General features: G+C 72.5%; 19 protein-coding genes. 12 read left to right on the forward strand and 7 right to left on the reverse strand.

Going from position 1 to position 24376, the window contains the following annotated elements:
* Positions 1–14: 14 nt before the first annotated feature.
* Complete coding sequence (locus Cs7R123_RS21070; protein ID WP_212829431.1) at positions 15–809, reverse strand: hypothetical protein; 795 nt, start codon at positions 807–809, stop codon at positions 15–17.
* 368 nt (positions 810–1177) lie between these two features.
* Here Cs7R123_RS21070 and Cs7R123_RS21075 point away from each other — a divergent pair, with 368 nt between their 5' ends.
* A complete protein-coding gene (locus tag Cs7R123_RS21075; RefSeq protein WP_212829432.1) occupies positions 1178–2590 on the forward strand; it encodes a hypothetical protein in 1413 nt (470 codons plus the stop codon).
* A 169-nt stretch (positions 2591–2759) separates the two neighbouring features.
* Here the strand turns inward: Cs7R123_RS21075 and Cs7R123_RS21080 are convergent, their stop codons facing one another.
* Positions 2760–4883: a diguanylate cyclase gene (locus tag Cs7R123_RS21080; protein ID WP_212829433.1), complete on the reverse strand. Its 2124-nt coding sequence runs from the start codon at positions 4881–4883 to the stop codon at positions 2760–2762.
* A gap of 147 nt (positions 4884–5030) precedes the next feature.
* On the opposite strand from Cs7R123_RS21080, the gene Cs7R123_RS21085 reads away from it, so the two are divergent.
* From Cs7R123_RS21085 to Cs7R123_RS21130, 10 genes are all read left to right on the forward strand, one after another.
* Positions 5031–6032: a hypothetical protein gene (locus Cs7R123_RS21085; protein WP_212829434.1), complete on the forward strand. Its 1002-nt coding sequence runs from the start codon at positions 5031–5033 to the stop codon at positions 6030–6032.
* Complete coding sequence (locus Cs7R123_RS21090) at positions 6033–8318, forward strand: molybdopterin oxidoreductase family protein (protein ID WP_212829435.1); 2286 nt, start codon at positions 6033–6035, stop codon at positions 8316–8318.
* Positions 8318–8965: a 4Fe-4S dicluster domain-containing protein gene (locus Cs7R123_RS21095; RefSeq protein WP_212829436.1), complete on the forward strand. Its 648-nt coding sequence runs from the start codon at positions 8318–8320 to the stop codon at positions 8963–8965. Before Cs7R123_RS21090 ends, Cs7R123_RS21095 begins: the two co-directional genes overlap by 1 nt.
* Positions 8962–9483, forward strand: coding sequence for a ubiquinol-cytochrome c reductase iron-sulfur subunit (locus Cs7R123_RS21100; protein WP_212829437.1), 522 nt, complete (start codon positions 8962–8964; stop codon positions 9481–9483). The genes Cs7R123_RS21095 and Cs7R123_RS21100 overlap by 4 nt, the downstream gene beginning before the upstream one ends.
* Positions 9480–9782: a hypothetical protein gene (locus tag Cs7R123_RS21105; RefSeq protein WP_212829438.1), complete on the forward strand. Its 303-nt coding sequence runs from the start codon at positions 9480–9482 to the stop codon at positions 9780–9782. Before Cs7R123_RS21100 ends, Cs7R123_RS21105 begins: the two co-directional genes overlap by 4 nt.
* Positions 9779–10984, forward strand: coding sequence for a NarK/NasA family nitrate transporter (locus Cs7R123_RS21110; protein WP_244872054.1), 1206 nt, complete (start codon positions 9779–9781; stop codon positions 10982–10984). Before Cs7R123_RS21105 ends, Cs7R123_RS21110 begins: the two co-directional genes overlap by 4 nt.
* Positions 10985–11168: 184 nt before the next feature.
* On the forward strand, positions 11169–12332 hold the full coding sequence (locus Cs7R123_RS21115) for an ABC transporter substrate-binding protein (protein ID WP_212829439.1): 1164 nt from the start codon (positions 11169–11171) through the stop codon (positions 12330–12332).
* A 4-nt stretch (positions 12333–12336) separates the two neighbouring features.
* Positions 12337–13266 (forward strand): ABC transporter permease subunit, encoded by a 930-nt coding sequence (locus Cs7R123_RS21120; RefSeq protein WP_244872055.1) that lies wholly within the window; start codon positions 12337–12339, stop codon positions 13264–13266.
* The gene (locus tag Cs7R123_RS21125; protein WP_212829440.1) at positions 13254–14075 is read left to right on the forward strand and encodes an ABC transporter permease; all 822 of its coding nucleotides are present in this window, start codon (positions 13254–13256) and stop codon (positions 14073–14075) included. The genes Cs7R123_RS21120 and Cs7R123_RS21125 overlap by 13 nt, the downstream gene beginning before the upstream one ends.
* A gap of 2 nt (positions 14076–14077) precedes the next feature.
* Complete coding sequence (locus Cs7R123_RS21130; RefSeq protein WP_212829441.1) at positions 14078–15133, forward strand: ABC transporter ATP-binding protein; 1056 nt, start codon at positions 14078–14080, stop codon at positions 15131–15133.
* Here Cs7R123_RS21130 and Cs7R123_RS21135 read toward each other — a convergent pair.
* Entirely contained in the window at positions 15130–15888 is a 759-nt protein-coding gene (locus Cs7R123_RS21135) for a class I SAM-dependent methyltransferase (RefSeq protein WP_212829442.1), read from the reverse strand. The genes Cs7R123_RS21130 and Cs7R123_RS21135 overlap by 4 nt on opposite strands.
* A gap of 115 nt (positions 15889–16003) precedes the next feature.
* The gene (locus Cs7R123_RS21140) at positions 16004–17233 is read right to left on the reverse strand and encodes an MFS transporter (RefSeq protein WP_212829443.1); all 1230 of its coding nucleotides are present in this window, start codon (positions 17231–17233) and stop codon (positions 16004–16006) included.
* Between the two features lie 65 nt (positions 17234–17298).
* Here Cs7R123_RS21140 and Cs7R123_RS21145 point away from each other — a divergent pair, with 65 nt between their 5' ends.
* The gene (locus Cs7R123_RS21145; protein ID WP_212829444.1) at positions 17299–18279 is read left to right on the forward strand and encodes a DUF5937 family protein; all 981 of its coding nucleotides are present in this window, start codon (positions 17299–17301) and stop codon (positions 18277–18279) included.
* Between the two features lie 90 nt (positions 18280–18369).
* Here Cs7R123_RS21145 and Cs7R123_RS40270 read toward each other — a convergent pair whose 3' ends face one another.
* The 3 genes from Cs7R123_RS40270 to Cs7R123_RS21160 form a co-directional block, all read right to left on the reverse strand.
* Entirely contained in the window at positions 18370–20196 is a 1827-nt protein-coding gene (locus Cs7R123_RS40270) for a ricin-type beta-trefoil lectin domain protein (RefSeq protein ID WP_244872056.1), read from the reverse strand.
* A gap of 130 nt (positions 20197–20326) precedes the next feature.
* On the reverse strand, positions 20327–21427 hold the full coding sequence (locus Cs7R123_RS21155; protein ID WP_212829445.1) for an RICIN domain-containing protein: 1101 nt from the start codon (positions 21425–21427) through the stop codon (positions 20327–20329).
* Between the two features lie 83 nt (positions 21428–21510).
* Positions 21511–24291, reverse strand: a complete 2781-nt coding sequence (locus Cs7R123_RS21160; RefSeq protein ID WP_244872057.1) for a ricin-type beta-trefoil lectin domain protein — start codon at positions 24289–24291, stop codon at positions 21511–21513.
* Positions 24292–24376: the final 85 nt, after the last annotated feature.

Below are 24376 nucleotides of genomic sequence, written 5' to 3' on the forward strand. Positions count from 1 at the left end.
CGCGGACGCGGTGGTCAGCGGGTGACGCCCACACTGGCCCGCCGACCGCGGCTGAGCTGGACCGGGGTGGCGGCAGCACCGGCGTCGAGCTCCGGCCCGGCGGTGCGCAGCCGCTGAAGGTGGTCGGCGACGGCGTAGACGAGCAGCACGGCGCCGGTCATCTCCAGCAGTTCCTCGGCCGAGGCGGCCAGCAGGTAGTGCAGGTAGGGGATGCCGCCGTGCAGTTCGCCGCTGTCGGTGTGGCGGCCGATGAAGGCGCCGACGACCTCCATGCCCATCGCGCCGCCGACGTAGACGCAGCCCGCGGCGACGATCAGCCAGCGGGTGCGGGCGGGCAGGTGAGCGAGGAAGCGCAGGTAGGACACGGCGAACGCCAGCACCAGCGGGGCGGCGAACACCATCCAGGACAGGTACGACGCCGAGCCGAGTTTGAGCACGCCGGAGTGGCTGGCCACCTCGTGCGCCTGGGAGACCTCGTCCAGCGACAGCGCGGCGAAGACGAGGCTCAGCATCCGCCAGTGCCGGACGTAGCGCTGCCCGGCGGCCTTGACCTGGGTGCCGACCTGCCACAGCACCCAGGCGCCCAGCATCAGCACCGCCGAGGAGAACCAGGTGGGCAGGTTCCGCTCCTTGTCCACGTTGAAGAAGATCGTGAACCAGGCGAACCGCGGGAACGGCTCGTGCAGGCCGAGTCCGTGGTAGACGGCGTTGCTGCCCAGGCTCAGCACGTGCAGCACCGCCACCGTGATCAGCAGCCGCTTGGCCAGCCGGTCGGCACGCGGCAGCCGGATGTCGGTTCCTGTCTCCATTGCTGCTCCCATATGTCAGCGGGTGGGGCCGTGTCCGGTGCGGACGCGGCTGCGACCCGGCGCAGGACACTGTCGCACCGGCCGCGCCGAGGTCGTTGCTGATTATCCGGGTAAACGCCTTTTGTCACTGGAATGTCATATTCTGGGCCACGCCCGGTGTGCCGGGCCGCCGTTGAGCCGTCCGTACGGCCGGTACGGCAACCGGTCGGGGCCGCTTCCTTGCCTGCTGCGTCCCCGGCCGGTCCGGCCGCCCGTGCGAGCAGCGCCCCGGCGGCCGTGACCTCCGCCGACGCCGGAGCCGGGCCGGCGCTGCTCCGGGCGCCACATCGCTGCCCACGTCGGGGCAGGAGCCGCAAGGAGACACGGCGATGATCGATACCGCTGCGCCGCTACGACCACGGGCCGGGCAGGCACCACAGGCGGCCGCGCGCCGGCGGCGCCGGGTGCGGCCCGCCGGGCTGCTGCGGTGGGCGGCCGCGCTCGCCGCCGTGGCCGGGGTGCTGGTCAGCGTGGGGATGATGGCGCACCGGGTGCCGGTCGGGTCCAGGGCCGGGCACTACCGCTACCACTACGTCCGCACCTTCGGCCTGGACGTCCTGTGGCCGTTCCTGCTCACCGCGATCGTCGTGGTGCTGGGGCTGTGGCTGTCGCACCGCTGGTACGAGCGGCACCGGGCCGTCGTCGTCACCGGCTGGCTGGCCGTCGCCGTGCCGCTGCAACTGCTGATGCGCCGCAGCGACGACGTGGCCCTGCCCGACCTGGTGACCAGCACCCGGGCCAACGGCTTCCTGGAACCCGCGCGGCGCTACAGCGTGTGGGAGTTCCTGTCCGGGCATGTCGGCATCGGTGCCGGGCTGGACTCCCACGCCCGCACCAACATGGCCGGCAAGACCGTGTTCTACCAGGTGCTGACGGCGCTGACCGACTCCCCCACCACCATGGGCGTGCTGACCGTCGCCGCGTCGACCCTGTCCTGCCTGCTGGTCTACCTCATCGCCGCCGACCTGCTCGACCCCCGCACCGCCCTGTACGCCCTGGCCCTGTCGATCCTGGTGCCGGGACGGCTGTTCTTCCTGCCGATCCTCAACACCGTCTCGCCGGTGCCGATCCTGCTCGCGCTGTGGCTGCTCGTCCGCTACCTGCGCCGCCCCCACTGGGGCTGGGCCGCCGCCATGGGCGCCGTCCTGTACGCCACGATGTTCTTCGAACCGCTGCCGCTGGCCCTGGGCCTGGTGTTCGCAGCACTGACCGCGTGGGCGCGCGGCACCGGGCGGCTGTCCTGGGCCGGGGCCGCCGCGCTGGCGGGCCTGGCCGCCTGCGGCTTCCTGGCCTGCTACGGCCTGCTGCGGGTGCTGGTCGGCTACGACCTGGCGGCCAACTTCGCGTACGTGCTCGCCGACGCGCGCGGTTTCAACGACGACGGCCACCGCCCGTACCAGGTGTGGGTGGTGCGCAACCTGTGGGACTTCGCCATCGCCGCCGGGCTGCCGACGGTGCTGCTGGTGGCGGCGGCGGTCGCCGACGCGGCCCGGCGCGGGCTGTGGCGGGCCGGGGCCGTGCTGGCGGTGTCGGCCGCGACCGTGCTGGTCGTGCTCGACCTGCTGGGCGTCAACCGGGGCGAGACGGTCCGGCTGTGGATCTTCCTGGCGGTGCTGTGGCAGCTCCCGGCGGCGTGGCTGTGCGCCCGTACGGCACGGCTGTGGCCGATCGCGGTGGTCGCGGCGGCGACAGCGCTACAGGCCGCGACGGGCATGGCCATGATCGCCTTCGTACGGATCTGACCACCACCACGCAACGCTCCCCCACCACGCAACGCGCCACCCACCCCCTTTTCGATAGACGTTGGCCTATCTCATCGACTGGGCGTAGATCAAACTAGATGAGATAGGCCAACGTCTATGAAAGGCGGGGGTGGGAACCGGTCGCCGTGAAAGGCGGGGTGGGAATCGGTCACGGCGGCGGAGTCGTCGGCGAGCCCTGGGATGCGGTCGGGCGGCCGACCACTCCCTCGTCCACGAGCGCGACGAACGCGTCGACGACCGCCGGATCGAACCGGGTGCCCCGACAGCGCAGCAGCTCCCGCCGCGACTCCGCCGCGACAGGGCCGTCCGGCGCCGGACCCGCGGCCAGAATGCGCGCCCAGGCGTCGCAGACTGCGATGATCCGCGACTCGATCGGGATGTCGGCGCCGCCGCAGCCGGCCGGACCGCCGCTGCCGTCGAACCACTCGTACCGGGCGGCGACGAGCTGCGCCAGGTCGGGACGGTCGGCCAGCTTCACGAGCAGCCGGGCGCCGCACCGGGCGCCGCGGCCGTCGGCGTCGCCGTCGGGCGGGGCCTGCGCGGCCGACCCGAGGTCGAGGATGCGGCCGATGTCGCGTACGCGGGCGGCGGCGGCGGCGTTGCGCTGGGCCGTCTCGTCGAGCCCGAGGCGTTCGGCGGTCTGGCGCGCCCAGCGGGACACGGCCGGGCCGGGGCTGCCGTCGCCGAGAGCCCGTTCGACCCGGTCGGACATCCATACCAGCGCGGGCGGCAGCGCCAGGTCGCCGTCGGCGGCGGGCTGGGACTGCCAGGCGGAGGCCACGACCTGGTCGCGGCCGAGGTCCTTGGCCCGGTACACGGCCGCGTCGGCGGCGTTGACCAGCGCGTCGATGTCGATCTGCGTGCCCGGGTCGGCGGTGGCCACACCGACGGAGGCGGTGAGTTCCACGCCGTCGCCGCTGCGCAGGAGCACCGGGGCGCTGCTGACCGCCGCCCGCAGCCGCCCGGCCAGCTCGGCCGCGCCTGCGGCGTCGGTGCCGGGCAGCAGGCACACGAACTCCTCCCCGCCGTAGCGGCAGACCAGGTCGCTGGCCCGGACGGCACGGCGGAGCCGCTGCGCGACGTCGGTCAGCGCCAGGTCGCCGACGGAGTGGCCGTAGGTGTCGTTGACCGCCTTGAAATGGTCGATGTCGACCAGGACGAGGCTGAGCGGGCTGCGGCGGCGGACGGCGCGCTCGGCCTCCAGGACGATCATCTCCTGGAAGAAGCGCCGGTTGTGCAGGCCGGTGAGCGGGTCGGTGACGGCGGCGGTGCGCAGCTGCTGGTTCAGCCGGGTGCGGTCGCGGGCTGCGACGACCTGGCGCACCAGCAGCCCCAGCAGCAGGATCGCGGACACCGCGAGGGTGACCTCGCTGAGCCGGCCGACGAGGATGAGGTCGGCGGCGGCGAGCCCGCCGACGGCGAGCACCGCCACCACCGCGGGCAGCAGCGTGATGTCGGGGTCGATGGCCCCGGGCTTGTCGGTCTCGCGGCGGCGCGCGGCCACCACGGCCGCCAGGCACAGCAGCACGGCCTCGGCCTGCCAGCCCAGGTTCACCCAGCTGGAGCTGGCGTACTGGCGCACGACGGTGATGTAGGCGTAGGAGGCGTCGGTGACGGCGGAGATGCCGTACCCGGCGCCCACCAGGATCATCGAGATGGGGATGTTGCGGCTGCCGCTGAGCAGCACCGCCACCAGGATGCTGACGATGCTGACCGACAGCACCGGATAGATGAAGGTGACCAGGGTGGCGGCGTTCCAGTCGCTGGGCAGCAGCGGCCCGATCACCAGCTGCCAGCCGATGGCGGCGGCGCCCGCCGCGACCAGGACCGCGTCGATGAGCCCCTGGGCGCGGCCCACCAGCACGAGCCCGAGGCCGATGACGATGGCGGGCAGCGCCATCGCGTACGACATCAGGTAGACCGCGTCCGCGATCGACGGCACCGGGGCGCCGCCCGGCGTGGTGTACGTATAGAAGGCCCAGATCGACTCGCCCGCCAGCCACAGGAAGTTGGAGGCGGCCAGCAGCCGCCATGCGGTGCGGACCCGGCGGTGGGTCCGGCGGGCCGCCCAGACGCTGAGCACCGACGCTGCCGCGATCGGGGTCAGGTAGAGGACCTCGCCGACGAAGCGGGACAGGTCGGGCGAGTGCCGGGTCACGACCAGCAGGACGGCGTACAGCACGAGCCAGGCCACGCCCGCCAGGGCGGTGCCCAGTTCCACCCGGTCGACGGCGACGCGCCTCGACGGGGTCGCCTCCTCGTCGGACGTCATGACCTCCTGACCGCTGCGCAGAAAATCCCTCTTTTATCAGTGTGTCACAATATGTCGGTGCTGGTGGGCGGGCGGCGGGCCGAGATCGCCGAGCGCCAGATGGACAAACCAGCTGTCCGAAGAATGCTGTTTTAATACGATCCGGGTATGAAACCCGTGGTCGCCGGCATCGTCACGGCGCTGGTGCTGTGCGCGGCGATCTACGCGGGCAGCCGCGGCCTGCGCAACTTCGACTCCGCCCTGGTCCCGTACGCCGTGGCCAGCGTCTTCCTCGCCTTCGGCATCGCCTACCGGTACACCGTGTGGATCTCGTCCCCCGGCGCGAGCCGGCTGTTCCGCAAGGGCTGGGGCACGGCGCTGTCGTGGCGGAACATGCGCAAGGCCCCGACCGCGCTGCCCCGGATGATCGCCACCTACCTGGGGTTCCAGAAGTTCCTCGGGGCGCGGTCACGGGCCCGCTGGGCGGCGCACCAGCTGCTGTTCTGGGGCTGCCTGCTCGCCGCGGCGATCACGTTCCCGCTGGTCTGGGGCTGGTTCACGTTCACCTCGCGCACCGGATCCGGACCGGCGTACACGATGAACGTCTCGGGCTTCGGGGTGCTGCGCTTCGACGCGCTGTCGGTCCTGGGCTGGCTGATGTTCCACGGCCTGGACATCGCCGCGGTGCTGGTGATCGCCGGAGCGACGTACTTCCTGGTCCGGCGCATGCGCGACCGGGAGGCGAGCACCGGCCAGCGCTTCGGCTACGACTTCGTGCCGCTGCTGGCGCTGATCGTCATCTCGGTGACCGGGCTGCTGCTGACGTTCTCCAGCGTGCTGCTGCACGGCGGCGGCTACGAGTTCCTCGCCGTGCTGCACATGGCCGCGGTGGTGCTGACGTTGCTGTACCTGCCGTTCGGCAAGTTCTTCCACATCGTGCAGCGCCCGGCCGCGGTCGGCATGCAGCTGTTCAAGTACACCGGGGCCGGGCAGGTCCAGGCGTGCCGGATCTGCGGCGAGCCGATCGACACCACCGAGTACGTCGACAACCTGCGGGCCACCATGCGCGACCTGGACCTGCGCTTCGACGCGATGGCGCTGACCTGCCCCCGGTGCAAGCGGCTGCAACGTGGCCAGGCCTACCGCGCCGACGTGAAACGAGGCTTCTGAGTGACGATCCCGCTGGACCCGAGCATCACCCCGCCGGGCACGTCGCGCTTCCGCGACGCGGGCGGGGTGCCCGCCGACCGGTGGCGCGCGATCCGGGGCGAGGAGACGCTGGTCGCCACGCACTGCTGCTTCTGCGGCGTGCAGTGCGGCATGTACCTGCGCGTGCACGACGGCAAGGTGTTCGGGGTCGAACCCCGTGACCACGACATCAACCGGATGCGGCTGTGCCCGAAGGGGCTCAACGCATACCAGCAGGTCAACCACCCGGACCGGCTGACCGCGCCGCTGCTGCGGCGCACCCGCACCGACGACCTGCGGCCGGTGTCGTGGGAGCAGGCGCTGGACCACGCCGCCGAGCAGATCCAGCGCATCCAGGCCGCGTACGGTCGCGACGCGTTCGGGATGCTGGGCGGGGCGAGTCTGTTCACCGAGAAGACTTACCTGGTCGGCAAGTTCGCCCGGGTGGCGCTGCGGACCCGGCACGTGGACTACAACGGGCGGCTGTGCATGGTCAGCGCGGCCGGGGCCAACAAGCTGTCGTTCGGCATCGACCGGGCCGCCAACCCGTTCGCCGACATCCTGCTCACCGACTGCCTGCTCATCGCCGGGTCGAACGTGGGCGAGTGCTTCCCGGTGATGACGCAGTACCTGTGGGGTGCCCGGGACCGGGGCGCGAAGCTGATCGTGGTGGATCCGCGCGAGACCAGCATCGCCCGTACCGCCGACATCCATGTGGCGCTGCGGCCCGGCACCGACGCGGCGTTCTTCAACGCGGTGCTGCACACGGTGGTCCAGGAGGGCCTGGCCGACGAGGCGTACGTCGCGGCGCACACCACCGGCTGGGAAGAGGTCCTGGCCGCCGCGGCCGAGTACCCGCCCTCGCGCGCCGCCGAGATCTGCGGCGTCCCGGCCGAGCAGGTCACCGCCGTGGCCCGGATGTTCGCCACCGCGCCCAAGGCGATGGCCTGGCACGCGCGCGGCATCGAGCACCACACCCAGGGCGTGGAGAACTGCCTGACCGTGATCAACCTGTGCACGGCCACCGGCAACCTCGGCAGGCCCGGCGCCGGCTACGGCACCATCACCGGGCAGGGCAACGGGCAGGGCGGCCGCGAGCACGGCCAGAAGTCCGACATGCTGCCCGGCGGCCGGTCCATCAGCGACCCGGTGCACCGGGCGCAGGTGGCGCGGATCTGGGGCATCGACGAGGCGGACCTGCCGCAGGCGGGCACCTCGATGATGGAGATGGTGCACCAGATGGGCCGCGGCGAGATCCGCGGCCTGCTGGGCGTCTGCAACAACCCGTTCGTGTCGCTGCCGAATTACGCCGTGGTCAAGGCCGGGTACGACGCGCTGGACTTCCACGCCCAGTGCGACTTCTTCCTGTCCGAGACGGCCGCCAACGCGCACCTGGTGCTGCCGGTGACCACATGGGCCGAGGACGACGGCGTGATGGCCAACGCCGAGGCGCGCGTGATCCGCCACCGCAAGGCCCAGGAGCCCCTGCCGGGGGTACGCACGGACACGTGGGTGATGTGCGAGCTCGCCCGCCGCCTCGGCGTCGGCGACAAGTTCGCCTTCGACAGCTCCGAGCGGGTGTTCGAGGAGCTGCGGATCGCGTCGCGGGGCACGGTCAACGACTACTACGGCATCACCTACGCCCGGCTCGACGAGACCGGCGGGATCAGCTGGCCGTGTCCGTCGGTGGACCATCCGGGCACGCCCCGCCTGTTCGAGGACGGCAGGACCTGGCACGCCGACGGGAAGGTCCACATGCAGGCGGTGCGGTGGCACCCGCCGGCCGACCCGTACGACGACGAGTATCCGATGACGCTGACCACGGGGCGGACCGTGGCGCACTTCCTGTCGGGCAATCAGACCCGGCGGCTGGGCGGGCTGGTCGAGCAGACGCCGCGCCCGTGGGTCGAGGTGCACCCGTCGCACGGCTACGCCTCCGGCGACCCGGTCACCGTGGTCACGCGGCGGGGCGCGGCGACGTTCCCGGCGCTGGTCACCGACGCGATCCGGCCCGACACGGTGTTCGTGCCCTACCACTGGCCGTACCCGGTGGCCGCCAACGAGCTGACCATCGACGCGCTCGACCCGCGCTCGAAGATCCCCGAGTACAAGGTGTGCGCGTGCCGGATCCAGCCCGCCGCGCACGTCACACCGGTGCCCGCGCCGCCGGTGCCGCCGGGCCACGAGTCGTACGCCGAGACCCAGGTCTCGCGCGGCGACCAGCGGCCGCCCACGTCGTCACAGGGAAGGGGCACGTCGCAGCCATGATGGGACGCACCATCATCATCGACCCGGGCCGCTGCATCGGCTGCCAGGCGTGCGTGTCGGCGTGCCGGGAGTGCGACTCGCACCGGGGCAAGTCGATGATCCACCTGGACTACCTCGACGCCGGGCACAGCGTGGCGTCGATGCCGACGGTGTGCATGCACTGCGAGGACCCCGTCGCCCCGTGCGCGCAGGTGTGCCCGGCCGAGGCCATCCTGGTCACCCCGGACGGGGTCGTGCACGACGCGGACAAGAGCCGCTGCATCGGCTGCGGCAACTGCGTCAACGCCTGCCCGATGGGCGTGCCGAAGATCGACCTGAAGGCGAAGCTCCAGTACAAGTGCAACCTGTGCTACGACCGCACCTCGTACGGCCTGGCCCCGATGTGCGCCACCGTCTGCCCGACCGGGTCGATCTTCTACGGCACCGTCGAGGAGCTGCGGGCCGAGCGCCCGAACGTGGACGTGGCCAGCACCTTCGACTTCGGCGGCACCCTGCTGAGCACCGGCGTCGCCGTGGTGGTCCCGCTCGGCCGGGGCGGTGCGCCCGTCCCCGGCGGTGTCGGGCAGGCCGCCGAGCCGACGCGGGGCCCGCAGCCGTTCGGGTCCGTGCCCACCTCCGCCGACAACGTGCTGGGAGACCCCCTGTGAGCCTCGACGAGCAGGCACCGGCCGAGACCGTGGCGCACCTGCGCGAGCGCATCGCCGCCGACTCGCTGACCAGCCGCCGCGACTACCTGCGCCTGGCCGTGACGGTCTCCGGCGGCCTGGCGGCCGGCAACGTCGCGGTGGCGGCGGGGCTGTTCCACCGGCACGGCGACGGCACCGCCCCGGCGAAGCTGGTCGCCGAGCGGCTGGAACCGGGCCAGTCGGTGGTGTTCTCGTACCCGGGTGAGGAGGACCGGGCGGTGGCGCTGCGGATGGCCGACGGGACCCTGGCCGCGTACTCGTCGGTGTGCACGCACCTGGCCTGCGCGGTGCTGTGGCGGGCCGACCGGGGCGAGCAGGGCGAGCTGTACTGCCCGTGCCACGAGGGCGTGTTCGACCCACGGACCGGCCAGGTCACGGCCGGCCCGCCGCCGCGGCCGCTGCCGCGGGTGCTGCTGGAGGAGCGCGTCGACGGCATCTGGGCCGTCGGCACGCTGCGATCAGGACAGGAGCCGGTATGAGCGACTCACGCTATCCGCTGATCAGGGCGACCAGCGGGTACGGCGACCCGCGCGTGCGCAGCACCGGCCCCGGGCCGGGTGCGGGCGCGGAGACCGATCCGGAACGCTCGGCGATGCTGTCGGGGCGGGTGGCGTTGGTGCTGTCCATCCTCGTCGGACAGTTGTGGGCGATCGGGGTCGGGCTCAACGCGTGGATGATGGGCCAGACCCGCACCGCGTGGTGGACAGCCGTGTTCAGCGCGGCGTCGTTCCTGGTGGCGCTGGTCGCGTGGCGCATCGGCGATCGGCGCGACCGGTGAGCCCCCGGATCAGGACCGATGCCCCGGTCCAGGCGCGGCAGCTCGTGCCGCACGGGGCGTATCTGAACCTGATCCTGGCGGCGCTGGGCTTCCTGCTCACCGCGTGGGCGTGGGGCCTGATCTCGCCGTTGTCGGCGCACTACAAGCAGGCCCTCGGGCTGACCTCGTTCCAGCAGTCCGCCCTGGTGGCGGTGCCGGTGCTGGTCGGGTCGCTCGGGCGCATCCCGGTGGGGGCGCTGACCGACGTGCTCGGGGCGCGCAAGGTGCTGCCCGCGATCGCCCTGCTCACCATCCTGCCGGTGCTGGCGCTCACGGTCGCCGGGAACTCGTACCCGGCGCTGCTGGTCACCGGGTTCTTCCTAGGTCTGGGCGGCACCCCGTTCGCGGCGGCGATCCCGCACGGCAACGGCTGGTTCCCGCCCGCCAAGCGGGGCATGGCGCTGGGTGTCATCGGCATGGGCATGGGCGGCACCGCGATCGCCGCGCTGCTGACCAAGCCGATGCTCAAGATCGGCCCCAACGCCCAGTTCTACCTGGCCGCGATCGTGCTCGCCGTCTACGGCGTGGTGGCCTGGCTGCTGCTGCGCGACCCGCCGGGGCGCACCGTGCCCGCCGAGCCGTTCTCGCAGCGGTTCACCGAGGCCTCCCGGCAGCCGCTGACCTGGCCGCTGGCCCTGCTGTACGCGGTCACCTTCGGCGGCTACGTCTCCTTCGCGGTGTACCTGGTCACCTACCTCCAGACGGCGTACGGCCTGGAGCAGGGCGACGCGTCGCTGAAGGCGGCCGGGTTCACCCTGGTCGCGGTGGTGCTGCGGCCGCCGGGCGGCTGGCTGTCCGACCGGATCGGACCGGCCCGGGTGCTGGCGGCGTGCCTGGCCGTGGTGGTGGTGATGGCGGCCTGGCAGGCGTTCACCCCGTCGCTGTACCCGTGGGCGACCATGGCCCTGCTGATCATGGCGGGTGCGCTGGGCGCCGGGGCGGGCGCGGTGTTCGCGCTGGTCGCGAAGGTGGTGCCGGGGCCGAAGATCGGTGCGGTCACCGGCATCGTCGGTGCCGTCGGCGGCCTGGGCGGCTTCGTTCCGCCCCTGGTCATGGGCGCGGTCTACGGGGCGATGGGCCAGTACGGCATCGGCCTGCTGCTGCTGTCGCTGGTGGCCCTGGCCGCGCTGATCTACACCTGGTCGATCCGCGACCGGCGCTGACCGCAGCCCGGTCCGACGGGGCACGCGCCGCCGGGTGGCGTGAGTCGGGGCACACCGCCCGCACTCGCGGCACCAAGTTCAGTCCGGCGCACCCGGTTGATGTCACCCTGTTCAGCCCGATGACACCGTCATCGGGCCTACTGGGGCGCGTCTGCCGCCGACCCCCGTATTGGGAGACCGAGCAATGAACACGTCCACACCCTTCCGCCCCGGCCGCCTGGCCGCCGCGCTGACCCTTTCGATCATCACCGCCCTGGCCGCCGCGGCCTGCGGCGCCAAGGAGGAGCCGCCCGCGACCTCGACCGGTGTCGCCGCCGACAAGGCGACGTCGCTGGCCGACTTCGGCGGCCTGGACGGCCTGATCGCCGCCGCCAAGAAGGAGGGCCAGCTCAACGTCATCACGCTGCCGCCGGACTGGGCCAACTACGGCGAGGTCATCAAGACGTTCAGCGAGAAGTACGGCATCAAGGTCAACAGCGACAACCCCGACGGCTCCAGCGCCGACGAGATCGCCGCGATCAAGACCCTCAAGGGCCAGGACCGCGCCCCGGACGTGCTGGACCTCGGCATCGCGTTCGCGATCAGCGGCGCCGACGAGGGCCTGTTCGCGCCGTACAAGGTGGCCGCGTGGGACAAGATCCCGGCCGCGCAGAAGGACGCCCAGGCCCGCTGGTTCAACGACTACGGCGGCTACGTCTCGATCGGCTGCGACGCCAAGCGCATCGCGGTGTGCCCGCAGACGTTCGCCGACCTGAGGAAGCCCGAGTACAAGGGCAAGGTCGCCCTCAACGGCAACCCGACCAAGTCCGGCTCCGCCGTCGCCGCCGTCTACGCCGCGTCGCTGGCCAACGGCGGCTCGTTCGACGACATCCAGCCCGGCATCGACTTCTTCGCCGCGCTGCACAAGTCGGGCAACTTCATCCCGGTCGAGTCCACCCCGGCCACGGTCGAGAAGGGCGAGACCCCGATCAGCCTGGACTGGGACTACCTCAACGCCGGCTACGCCAAGGAGTTCTCCGCCAAGGGCGTCGACTGGAAGGTCGCCATCCCCACCGACGGCAAGTACGCCAACTTCTACTCGCAGGCGATCAACATCGGTGCGCCGCACCCGGCCGCCGCGCGCCTGTGGCAGGAGTTCCTGTACAGCGCCGAGGGCCACAACCTGTGGCTGAAGGGTTTCGCCCGCCCGGTGCTGCTGCCCGCGATGATCACCGACGGCTCGGCCAAGGCCGACCTGGTCGCGGCGCTGCCCAAGGTGGACGGCGAGCCGACGTTCCCGACGCCGGCGCAGAACACCAAGGCCAAGGAGACCCTCGTCGCGAACTGGGCCAAGGCCCTGGCCGGCTGACCTGATGCCCGACACCGCCACGATCGCGCCGACGTCCGGACCGGGTGCCGCCCCAGCGGCATCCGGCCGGGCGCCGGCCCGTACCCGCCGCCGGAACCGCCCGGCGAACCTCCTGGCCACCGCACCGCTGCTGGCCTTCGCCGCGGTGTTCTTCGGCCTGCCGCTGCTCGCCGTCCTGGTCGGCGCGTTCACCACGACCGACCGGGCCACCGGCGCGACCGCGTTCACCACCGGCAACCTGACCCGGTCGGTGCAGGGCGCCTACCGCGACGCCATGGTCAGCAGCATCGGCCTGTCCCTGACCACCGCCGCGATCGGCGTCGTGCTCGGCACACTGCTGGCCCAGGCCGTGGTCGCCAGCCGCCTGCCGGGCCTGCGCAATCTCGTCGTCACCGCCTCCGGCGTGCTGGCCAACTTCGGCGGCGTGCCGCTGGCGTTCGCGTTCATCGCCACCCTGGGCATCTCCGGCGTGGTCACCGAGTCGCTGCACCTGACCGGCGCCGGGTGGAACCTCTACACCCCGACCGGGCTGGGCGTGGTCTACCTGTACTTCCTCATCCCGCTGATGGTGCTGGTCATCGCCCCGGCGCTGGACGGGCTGCGGCCCCAGTGGCGCGAGGCCGCCGCCAACTGCGGCGCCACCGGCGCGCAGTACTGGCGCCACGTCGGCCTGCCGGTGCTGTGGCCGTCGCTGCTGGGCGGGTTCGTGCTGCTGTTCGGCACCGCCTTCGCCGCGTACGCCACCGCCGCCGCCATGGTCGGCAGCGTCCTGCCGCTGGTCACGCTCCAGATCGCCGACGCCCTGTCCGGCAACGTCCTGGTCGGGCAGGAGGGCGTCGCCTCCGCCCTGGCCCTGGACATGATCGCCGTGGCGGTCCTGGTGATGGCGGTCTACCTGCCCCTGCAACGCCGGAGTGCCCGATGGCTGCGCTGACCCGCCGCTCCCGCGCCTGGCACGGCCTCGTGCTCGGCGTCGCCGCCCTGTACTTCGTCGCGCCGCTGGTCGCCTCGTTCGTGTTCACCGTCGACATCCCCGGCCAGGGCCTGACCGCCCAGGCGTACGCCGACGTGCTGACCGCGCCCGGGTTCACCGACAGCCTGCTGCTGTCCACGCTGCTGGCGGCCGCGACCATCGTGCTGGTGCTGGTGCTGGTGCTGCCCGCCATGGTCGCGGTGCGGCTGCGGCCCGGCCCGCTGGCCGCGGTGCTGGAGGTCCTCTGCACGCTGCCGCTGGTGGTGCCGCCGATCGCGTTCGTGGCCGGGATCAGCTCGATCCTTCAGTTCGGCCCCGACCGGCTGTCGCACACCCCGCTCTACCAGACGTTCCTGGCGGTGCAGGACGAGCGCTTCCCGGTCGCGCTGGTGCTGGCGTACACGATCCTCGCGCTGCCGTTCGTCTACCGGTCCCTGGACTCCGGCCTGCGCGCCATCGACGTGGCCACCCTGACCGAGGCCGCCCGCAACTGCGGCGCCTCGTCGTGGCAGGTCCTCACCCGGGTGCTGCTGCCGAACCTGCGCAGCTCGCTGGCGGGCGCCGCGTTCCTGACGCTGGCGCTGGTGCTGGGCGAGTACACCATCGCCCGCATCCTCAACTTCGAGACGTTCCCGGCGTGGATCGTCAAGGTCAGCGGTGCCGAGGCCCGGCTGTCGGTGGCGGTGTCGCTGCTCAGCCTCCTGATCACCTGGCTGCTCCTGCTCGTCCTGTCCAGCGCCGGCACCCGGCCCACCACCAGCGAGGACTGACCATGTCACTGTCACCGACCGATCCCGGGGCCCGGGTGGAGTTCCGCGCCCTGCGCCGCAGCTTCGGCAGCACGGTGGCGCTCGACGGGCTCGACCTCACCGTCGAGCCGGGCGAGCTGATGGCGCTGCTGGGCCCGTCGGGCTGCGGCAAGACCACCGCGCTGCGGATGGTCGCCGGGTTCGACCATCCCGACTCCGGGCAGGTGCTCGTCGACGGCGCCGACATCGTCGCGGTGCCGGCCAACCGGCGCGACGCGGGCATGGTGTTCCAGTCGTACAGCCTGTTCCCGAACCTCAGCGCCCGCGACAACGTCGCCTTCGGCATGCGCATCCGCAAGGTCGCGGCCCGCGACCGCCGGGCCCGCGCCGACGAGCTGCTGGCACTGGTGGGGCTGCCGGTGCAGGGCGACCGGTTCCCGCACCAGCTGTCCGGCGGGCAGCAGCAGCGGGTGGCGCTGGCCCGCGCGCTGGCGCTGCGGCCGCGGGTGCTGCTGCTGGACGAGCCGCTGTCGGCGCTGGACGCCCAGGTCCGGGTGGCGCTGCGCGAGGAGATCTCGCGGTTGCAGAAGGAGCTGGGCATCACGACGGTGTTCGTCACCCACGACCAGGAGGAGGCGCTGTCCATCGCCGACCGGGTCGCGGTGCTGCGCGACGGCAGGCTGGAGCAGTGCGCCGCGCCCGTGGACCTCTACCGCAGCCCGGCCACGCCGTTCGTGGCCGAGTTCGTCGGCACGATGAACCGCGTGCCGGGGCGGCTGTCCGGTGACGGGCACGTCGACGTCGCGGGGCAGCGCCTGCCGGTCGCCGGGTCCGCCCCGGCGGGACCGGACGTCGACGTGCTGATCCGCCCGGAGGACGTGCGGGTGGCCGTCGGCGGCCAGGCGCGGGTGGTCACCGCGTCGTTCCTCGGCCCGACCACCCGGCTGTTCGTACGCCTGCCCGACGGGGTCGGCGTCAAGGCCGACCTGTCCACCCGCGACGCGGCCGCCCTGGGCGCGGGGGCGGACGTCACGGTGCGGCTGGCCGAGCACGCGGTGATGGTCGTCGCCCGCTCCTAGTCGGCGGCGTCGAGCGGCTTGCGCCAGACCGAGACGTGGCTGCCGCTGTCGGAGGTGAACGGCGCCCCGTCCCAGCCCGCCACGCGCTGCTCCAGCGCCAGCCCGGCCAGCCGCGCCATGAGGTCGCACTCGGCAGGCCAGATGTAGCGGAAGTTGCTGTAGCCGTAGCTCGTGCTCCCGTCCGGGTATCGCCGGTAGTGGTGCGAGGTCCCCTGCTGGGTGACCATGTCGTAGGTGTCGAAGCCGACGTGCCGGTCGGTCACGTCGAAGGGCACGGCCACCTGGCCCGGTGGGAACCGCCGGATGCCCGGCACCCACAGTTCGATGACGAAGCGGCCGCCGGGTGCCAGGTGCCTGGCGGCGTTGCGGAAGCACTCCACCTGCTCGTCCTGGGTACGCAGGTTGCCGATGCTGTTGAAGACCAGGTACACGAGGGAGAACCGGCCAGGCATGCCAGGCACGGTGGTCGTGGCCATGTCACCGACGACGACCGGCAGGTCCGCCGCGGAGGCCTTGCGCCGCAGTTCGTCGGCCATCGGCTGCGACAGCTCGATGCCGGTGACCGGGACGCCCCGGGCCGCGAGCGGGATCCCCACCCGGCCCGTGCCGATCGCGAACTCCAGCGCCGGACCTGGACCCGCGAGCCGGGCGAGGAAGTCCACGGTGGGGTCGAGCACGGCGGGCGAGAACATGTCGGCCGAATTCTCGTCGTATCGCCTTGCGTCTTCTTCGGTCCACAGATCGCTACTGGTCATGTGGCGAGCCTGCGGACCGGGCCGGGTTCGCGCCACCGATTTTCGGCGCGGGGGCGGACGTCACGGTGCGGCTGGCCGAGCACACCGTGCTGTTGGTCGCCGCTGACCACCGCGATCACGAGACGGCCCGGGCGGGCAGCACGGCCGCGCCCCGGGCCGGGGCGGCCCACCACCACAGGCCGACCGCGGCGGTCCCGGCACCGGCCACCGCCATCGCCGCCCCGACCGAGACCTGCTCGGCGAGCGCGCCCAGCACGAGCGGGCCGACGCCCTGCATGGTCATCAGCCCGGTGAACTGAAGGGCGAAGGCCTGGCCGCGTACGTCGGGCGACAGCGCGTCCAGGAACGGCCGCTGCACGCCGAGGGAGTAGCAGAACGCCGCCCCGGCCAGCAGCATCACGGCCATCGCCGCGTACGCCGGAACCGGTGCGGCCAGCAGCGCCAGCGGCGCGCCCAGCCCGACGACGACCGGGGCGACCAGCCGCTCGCGGGCGGCCGGGGCGACCAGGCGGCCGTAGACGACGTTGCCCGCGACCATGCCGACGGGGGCGCAGGCCAGGATGACTCCGGCCAGGCCGGTGCCGTGGCCGCGGTCGGCGGCGTACGGCACGATCAGCGCCTCGGCGCCGGCGATGAACGCCGGAGGCAGCCACTGCACCAGCAGCAGCCGCCGCACGGGCCGGTCGCGCAGCAGTTGCCAGGTGGTGTGCCAGCTCTGGTGCACAGCCGAGCCGCGTCCGGTCGGCCGGGCGGCCAGCGCGGGCAGGCCCAGCCGCACCCAGACCGCGGCGGCGACGGCGGTGCCCGCCGCCGTCAGCAGCGCCCAGCGGGGTCCGGCCGCGGCGACGACGGCGCCGCCGAAGGCCAGCCCGAGCAGCTGCGCGCCGCCGGAGGCGACGCTGGACAGCGAGCGGCCCAGCACGTACGCGTCGCCGGTCAGCGCCTCGGCGACCAGTCGGGCCGAGGCGCCGTTGAAGACCGGCGCGAACACCGCCGCGACCGCGAGCAGGCCGAGGCTGGCACCGACGGGCAGCGTCGCGGCCAGCAGAGCCAGCGCGGCGGCGGCTGCGGCGTCGAGCAGGAACCCGGTGGCGATCAGCGGACGGGGCGGGATCCGGTCGGCGGCGGCGCCGAGCAGGGTGCCGCCGACGACCTGCGGGACGAAGCCGATGGCGAAGGTGAGCGCGGTGAGGATCGGCGACCCGGTGCGGTCGAAGACCAGCACGGACAGGGCCAGGATGCGCAGCGAGCTGGCGGCGGTGCCCAGGGTCCGGGTGAGGAACAGGGTGCGGAACACCGGTTCGCGCAGCACGTCGCGGTAGGTGGCCCTGGTGGTGTCGATCATGTGCCGAGCCTGGCCGCCCGGTGCGCGGGTGTCGAAGGTTTCGGGCAGGGACGTAAGGTCGGGCGATGCTGAGGTTCGAGGTCACCGCCGCCGACCTGCTGCACAGCCGGTTCGCGCTGTCGCCGCTGTTCGAGCTCGACAGCCTGGTGCGGATCCTGGCCGGGCAGTCGCGGCACAAGCACCTGCCCGAGGCGTGGGCCGGCCGGCTGCGTACGGCGTACCGGCCGCTGGCCGCCGACCCGGCGATCCGGGCGGCGCTGGCGCTGCACTCCCCCCGCCACGGCCCGGACTTCCTCGCCCCTCCCCCGGCGGGCCTGACCCAGACCATCGCCGACGACCTCGCCGCCGTCCGCGCCACCCCGCTCGCGCTGGCCCGCCGCGAGATCGACACCTGCCTGGCCCGGCGGCCGTGCACCGACGCCGGGGCGCTGGCGGTGCTGCGCGACCCCGACGTCTGCGCGCTGCTGGCCGCCGGGCTGGAGCGGGCCTGGCACGCGCTGCTGGCCGCCGACTGGCCCCGGCTACGGGTGATCTGCGAGCGCGACGTGCTGCACCGCACCGCCGGGCTGGGGCGGGGCGGCTGGGCGGCGGCGTTCGAGGGCCTGCCGCACGTGCGGTGGCGCGACGGCGGCATCGAGATCCCCCGGCTGGCGGTGGGCACGGTGACCGTCGACGGGGCCGGGCTGCTGCTGGTGCCGTCGGTGTTCGTGTGGCCTGGCGTGGCCGCGTACTCGGAGCCGCCGTGGCCCGCGACGATCATCTATGCCGCGCGCGGGGTCGGCGCGCTGTGGGAGCCCGCCCCGCCGCCCGCCGAGGCGCTGGCGGCGCTGGTCGGCCGGGCTCGGGCGCGGCTGCTGGAGGCGCTGGACGAGCCCGCGAGCACGACCCAGCTGGCCCGGACGCTGGGCGCCGCACCGGGGGCGGTCGGCGACCACCTGGCGGTGCTGCTGCGGGCGGGGCTGCTGGACCGGGCCCGGTCGGGGCGGTCGGTGCTGTACCGCCGCACCCCGCTCGGCGACGCGCTCGTGGCCACCGCCTCGCTGTGACCCCCCCCGTGACCCCTGCGCAAGTTGCCGGGCAGTCGGGCGTATCCGGCCTGGCGATACGCCCGACTGCCCGGCAACTTTGTCGATCTTCTAGCTGCGTGACCACTTCTGGTTGGCCGCGCCGTTGCAGGTCCACAGCACCAGCTGGGAGCCGTTCGCGGTGCCGTGGCCGTAGGCGTCCAGGCACTTGCCGGAGCCGACGCCGACCACGGTGCCGTCGGAGCGCACCCGCCACTGCTGGGCGGACGAGCCGTTGCAGTCGTAGAGCTGCACGGCGGTGCCGTCGGCGGTGCCGTTGGCGGCGGCGTCCAGGCACCTGGTGCCGTACACGGTCAGCTGGTCGGTTGTGGTGTAGGTCCAGCTCTGGTTGGCGCCGCCGTTGCAGTCCCACAGGGCCGGGCGGGTGCCGTTGGCCTGGTTGCCGCCGGGCACGTCGACGCACCGGGCCGACTCCTGGCCCTTGAGCACTCCGGTGGTGGCACCCCGGAACCACTTCTGGTTGGCGCCGCCGCCGCAGCTCCAGATGACCAGCAGGGTGCCGTTGGCGGTGCCGTGGTTGTACGCGTCGAGGCACTTGCCCGACCCGGTGTTGACCACGGTCCCGTCGGGGTTGACGGTCCACCGCTGGGCGGCGGTGTTGTTGCAGTCGTACAGCTGCACCGCGGTCCCGTCGGCGGTGCCGCCGGAGGCGACGTCCAGGCATTTGGTGCCGTACACGGTGAGCTGCTGGGAGGCGGTGGCGGTCCAGGTCTGGTTGGCGCCGCCGTTGCAGTCCCACAGCGCGGGGCGGGTGCCGTTGGCCTGGCTGCCGCCGGGCACGTCGACGCACAGGCCGGACTCCTGGCCCTTGAGCACCCCGGCGGTCGAGGTGACGCCCAGCGCGGCGATCAGCGCTGAGGCGGCGCTGGCCTGCGCGACGTAGGAGATGCCCTGGACGGGTCCGGCCCACATGAGGCCGTGCTGCCAGGCGCTGTCGGTGTCCTTGGCGATGATCGAGTCGGACTGGGTCCGGAGGAAGCCGTCGTACGCGGTGCTGCGCGCTGCGGTGGCGAGCGTGCGCAGGCTGCGTACGAAGATGCCCTTGAACGCGGGCCCGTCGTTGCCGCAGTTGGGCTCGCAGGCCTCGGTCAGCACGCCGTTGCGGGTCATCCGGCTGACGGCCGCGTCGGCGATGGAGCGGGCGCTGGTCAGCAGCCCGGTGTCGCCGGTCGCGGCGGCCAGCTCGGACAGCCCGGCCAGCACGACGCCCTGGTTGTAGGTGTAGACCGCCGTGCTGAAGGCGCAGTTGGCGACGTTGACACCGTCGATCACCTGCCGCGAGCCGTTGATCAGGCCGCTGGCGTTGAACCAGTTCCACTCGGCCTGGGCCCAGCCGAGGTAGGTGGTGTCGCCGGGCACCCGGTTGTGCAGTGCCGACGTGACGTGCAGGAACAGCTCGTTGGCGATCGACGCCTTGTAGGTCCTGGCGGTGCTCCAGTAGATGCCCCCGCCGCACCTGGTGTCCCAGTAGTCGTGCATGTACGCCGCGTCGGTCCGCGCCATCTGGAGGTATGCCTGGTTGCCGGTGATGTCGTAGGCCTGGATCCAGACCAGCGCCCACCAGCCGGTGTCGTCGAGGTACTCGTTGGTGAAGTTCCCGGACTTGTTCTTGTCGAACGCGGCCGAGATCGCGTAGTCGTAGGTCGCGTCGCCGGTGGCCTGCCGGTAGGTCATCACCGCGGTCAGCGCGACGGCGCCGGTCCACCAGCCGCCGCCGATGCGGCCGGAGTTCGCGTCGTACGACTTCATCAGGGTGGCGATGCTGGACGCGGCGGGAGTCGCCGCAGCGGCGCTGTCCGGGCTGGCCGCCACGGCGCCCAGTCCGATGACCGCAGCCGCCGCGGCCGTGCTCAGCCGTCTGAACCATGAGGTGCGCATGTGCTCTCCTCGGGGCGGGAGGATGGACGGGTGGCGGCCCGCCCGGGCAGGCGTGGTCGCGGTCCACCCGTGAGATGTCGCCGGCCGGTCCCGCGAGCACGGGTGCGCGCGGGACCGGCGCGGGTGCGGATCAGCGGGCCGTCCAACGCTGGGCGGCGGTGCCGTTGCAGGTGTAGAGCTGGATCTTCGTGTTGTTCGCGGTGCCGCTGGCGGTGACGTCGATGCACTTGCCGGAGGCCGGGTGGCGGATGGTGCCGTCGGTGCCGAAGGTGAAGTGCTGCGCGGCGCTGTTGTTGCAGGTCCAGATCTGGATCTTCGTGCCGTCGGCCGTGCCGTTGGCGTTGACGTCCAGGCAGCGGTCGCCGTAGACGCGCAGCTCGGCCGAGGCGGTGCGGGTCCAGCGCTGGGCGCTGCTGCCGTTGCAGTCGAACAGCTGGACCTGGGTGCCGATCGCGGTGCTGCTGTTCGGGACGTCCAGGCAGCGGGTCGACTGGGGGTTGTCCAGCAGGGCCGCCGTGCCGGTCGGCGGCACCGCCACCGAGGACAGGCTGCCCGGCACCGATTGCAGCGCGCTGTACCAGCGGGCGGCCATCTTGTCGTAGCCGGCGGCGGTGGGGTGCGTGCCGTCGGCGAGGTCGGCAGTGGTGATCACCGCGTGCATGTCCACGAGGTGGGTCAGCGGTCCCTTCTGCGCGACGATGCCGGGGATGGCCGCGTTGAAGGTCTGGATCCGTGCCTCCTGGACCGGGTCGGTCTCCGGCGCGATCTGGGCGACGTACAGCTCGACCAGCGGGGCGTTGACGCGGATCTTGTCGATCAGCGCGGAGAGCCGGGCCGGGGCGTTGGCCAGGTCGTAGTTCTGGTTCACGTCGTTGGTGCCGACGTGCAGCAGGATGGTGCGGGGGTTGGCGGCGCGGATCCAGCCGACGACGCTGGCGTCGATCTGGTCGATGCGCCAGCCCGAGTGGCCCTCGTGGTCGTGGTCGCCCAGCGAGGTCGGCCCGTTGCTGCCGGAGCCGACGAAGTCGACCGTGTAGCCGCCCGCGACCAGCCGCTGCCACAGGCCCGTGCGGTAGCCGCCGGGCACGTTGAAGCCGTCGGTGATGGAGGCGCCCAGCGGCATGATCCGCACGCCGCCGTTGGACTCGGCGTGGGCGGGCGACGCCGGGATCAGGGCCGTGGCCAGGACAATGCCGCAGGCGGCGGCCAGCCGCCTGAGGTTGGTACGCATAGGTGCTCCTGTCGTCGATAGGGGTCCGTCCCGGGCCCCGCCGCCGTGGGTTACGGCGGGGCCCGGGACGGATGTTCATGGCCTCAGCCGCGCGTCCACTTCTGGTTCGCGGCGCCGTTGCAGGTCCAGATCACGAACTGGGTGCCGTTGGCGGTGCCGTGGCCGACCGCGTCCAGGCACTTGCCGGACCCGACCCCGATCACCGAACCGTCGGACCTGATCCGCCACTGCTGCGCGGCCGAGCCGTTGCAGTCGTAGATCTGCACCGCCGTCCCGTCGGCCGTGGCGCCGCCCGCTGCCTCCAGGCACTTGGTGTCGAACACCTTGAGCTGGTTGGTGACGGTGGACTCCCACAGCTGGTTGGTGCCGTTGTTGCAGTCCCACAGCGCGGGCCGGGTGCCGTTGGTCTGGCTGGCGGCGGGCACGTCGACGCACTTGCCCGACTCGGTGCCCTTGAGGACGCCCGGCACCGCGCCGCGGGCGAACTTCTGGTTGACGCCCCCGTTGCAGCCCCAGAGCACCAGGCCGGCGCCGTTGACCACGCCGTGGTTGACCACGTCCAGGCACTTGCCCGAGCCGCCGTTGACCAGCGAGCCGTCGGCGTTGACCGTCCACTGCTGGGCGCCGGTGCTGTTGCAGTCGTAGATCTGCACGACCGTCCCGTCGGCGGTGCCGCCGCCGGCCGCGTCCAGGCACTTGGTGCCGTACACCGACAGGGTGCCCTGTGGGGTGGCGGTCCACTTCTGGTTGGCCGCGCCGTTGCAGTCCCACAGGTTGACCGCGGTGCCGTTGGTCTGGCTCGCGGCGGGCACGTCGACGCACAGCCCCGACTCCTGGCCCTTGAGGATGCCGGAGACGTTGCCGGGCCCGTTCGCGGTGATGCTGAGGTTGTCGAACATGTCGGTCTGGTAGCCCACCACGCCGATGCCTACCTGGCCGTAGTTGAACGCGCTGTCGGTCACCGTGGCCAGGGTGCCGCCGTCGACCGAGGCGGTGATCTGGTCGCCGGTGAAGCCGAACTTCAGGTTGTGCCAGGTGTTGAGGCCCAGCGCCGCGCGGGTGCCGGAGGCCAGCACGGTACGGACGCCGCCGGTGCTGTTGCGCTCGATCGACCAGCCGCCGCCGTTGTTGATCCGCAGCTGGTAGGCGGCCTGCTTGTACTGCGGGCGCAGCTGGGTGTTCGCCCGGCCGAGCAGGGTCACCGTGCCGGCCTGCTGCATGTCCACGTCGAGGCTGACCGTGTAGTTCGACCACGCCGGGTCACCGACCAGGGTGTACGCGTCGCTGTCGTCCTGCCAGTTGATCGGCCGGACCGGCGCCACCTGCTGGAGGCAGTTGCCGGTGCGGCCCGCGGCGCAGCCGCGCACCTCGTACGAGCCCTGCATGTCGGAGAAGTACTTCGCCATGCCGCGCACGCCGTAGGACTCGAAGCCGTCGGTGTACGGCAGCGGCAGCGCGGAGGTGGCCGGGCTGGTCGCGGTGCCCTTGCCGCCGCCGGAGGTGGTGGTCACCGTGTAGATCCGGTTGGGCTGGAGGGTCAGCGTGTACGCCCCGCCCGACGGGGTGATGTCGGCCAGCCGGACCAGGTGATCGGCGGTGTTGTTCGAGTTCAGGTCGGTCGACCACACGTGCACGGTGCCGGTGCTGAGCCCGCCGGACACGGTGACGTTGACCGTCTGCGTCCCCGGTGAACCGGCCGTCTCGTAGATGGTCGAGTAGTCGGTGTTGTTGGGCGACTTCAGCGAGACGTAACTGCCGTTGGCCCGGTTGCCGCCCAGGTAGGCGCTGGCCGAGCTGTCCAGGAACTTCCAGCCGGGCGCGGTGAACTGGGTGACGTGCGCGCTGGCCCACAGGTTGCGACCCAGCCGGTACGACCCCGACCAGGGCGAGCCCGCGTCCATCAGGCCCACCGTCGGGTACGGCAGGTTCGGCGTGAGCGCCGCGATCAGCGGCCAGTTCATGAACCCGACGATCTGCGCGTCCAGGTACCCGCGGGTGAACGTACGGATGAACGGGGCCGCCCCGGCGTTGTCGTCCTGCGAGCCGAACTCGCTGGCCCACAGCGGTTTGCCGGAGTTGGAGGCGTTCGCCGACGATCCGCACGAGGTCGCGTCGGACAGGTAGCCGCAGACGTAGTGGTTGCCCAGCACGCCGACCGCGTTCTTGAGCGCGGGGTCGGCCGCGAACTCGTCGGCCATGCCCCAGCCGGAGTCGTCGCCGACGATCTGCACCGAGCCGTAGCCGCGGTTGTTCAGGGCGGTGCGCAGGTTCTTGTACCAGGTGCTGTCGTGGCCGCGCTCGTTCCAGCCGCCGAGGTAGCTGATGGTCAGGCCGTGCTGCTTGGCGCAGTCGAGCCAGGAGATGTCGTAGTCGATCATGTCCTGGGACCAGAAATTGCCGTTGCCGATCCAGCCCGGGGCCGTCCAGGGCAGCGCCACCAGCTTGATGTTGGGGTTGCGGGCCACGGCCTGCTCGCCGAGCCAGAACTCGTAGCCGACGTTGCAGTTGATGTCGCCGCGTACGTGCTGGTGGCTGGGCTCTGAGCCGTCGGTGGAGTTGGCGTCCCCGCCGATCTCCAGCTTGAGCAGCTGCACCGCCGCACCGTAGTTGGGCTTGAACAGGTAGTCCAGGATCTGCGACCGCTGCGCGGCCGGGTAGTCGATCAGAAGCCGCGAGTTGCCGCCGCCGCCGCTGATCGCGCCCATGCCGTCGAACGTGCGCCCGACGACGCTGCCGTTGATGTTCGCGGTGGTGGTGGCGGCGCTGGCCGGCGAGGCGCTCACGGCCACGGCCACGGTCGCCGTCAGGGACAGCAGCGCCAGCGCGGCGAGGCTGCGCAGCCTGCGGTGGGCAGGGGGATGCATGACAGGACACTCCTTCGATCGGGGTGAAGGGGGTGCCGGTGGACGGTCCGGTACGACGGACCTGAACCGCCCACCGGCGGACTAT

Origin of the sequence: Catellatospora sp. TT07R-123 (assembly GCF_018327705.1) — a bacterium.
Lineage (GTDB): Bacteria > Actinomycetota > Actinomycetes > Mycobacteriales > Micromonosporaceae > Catellatospora.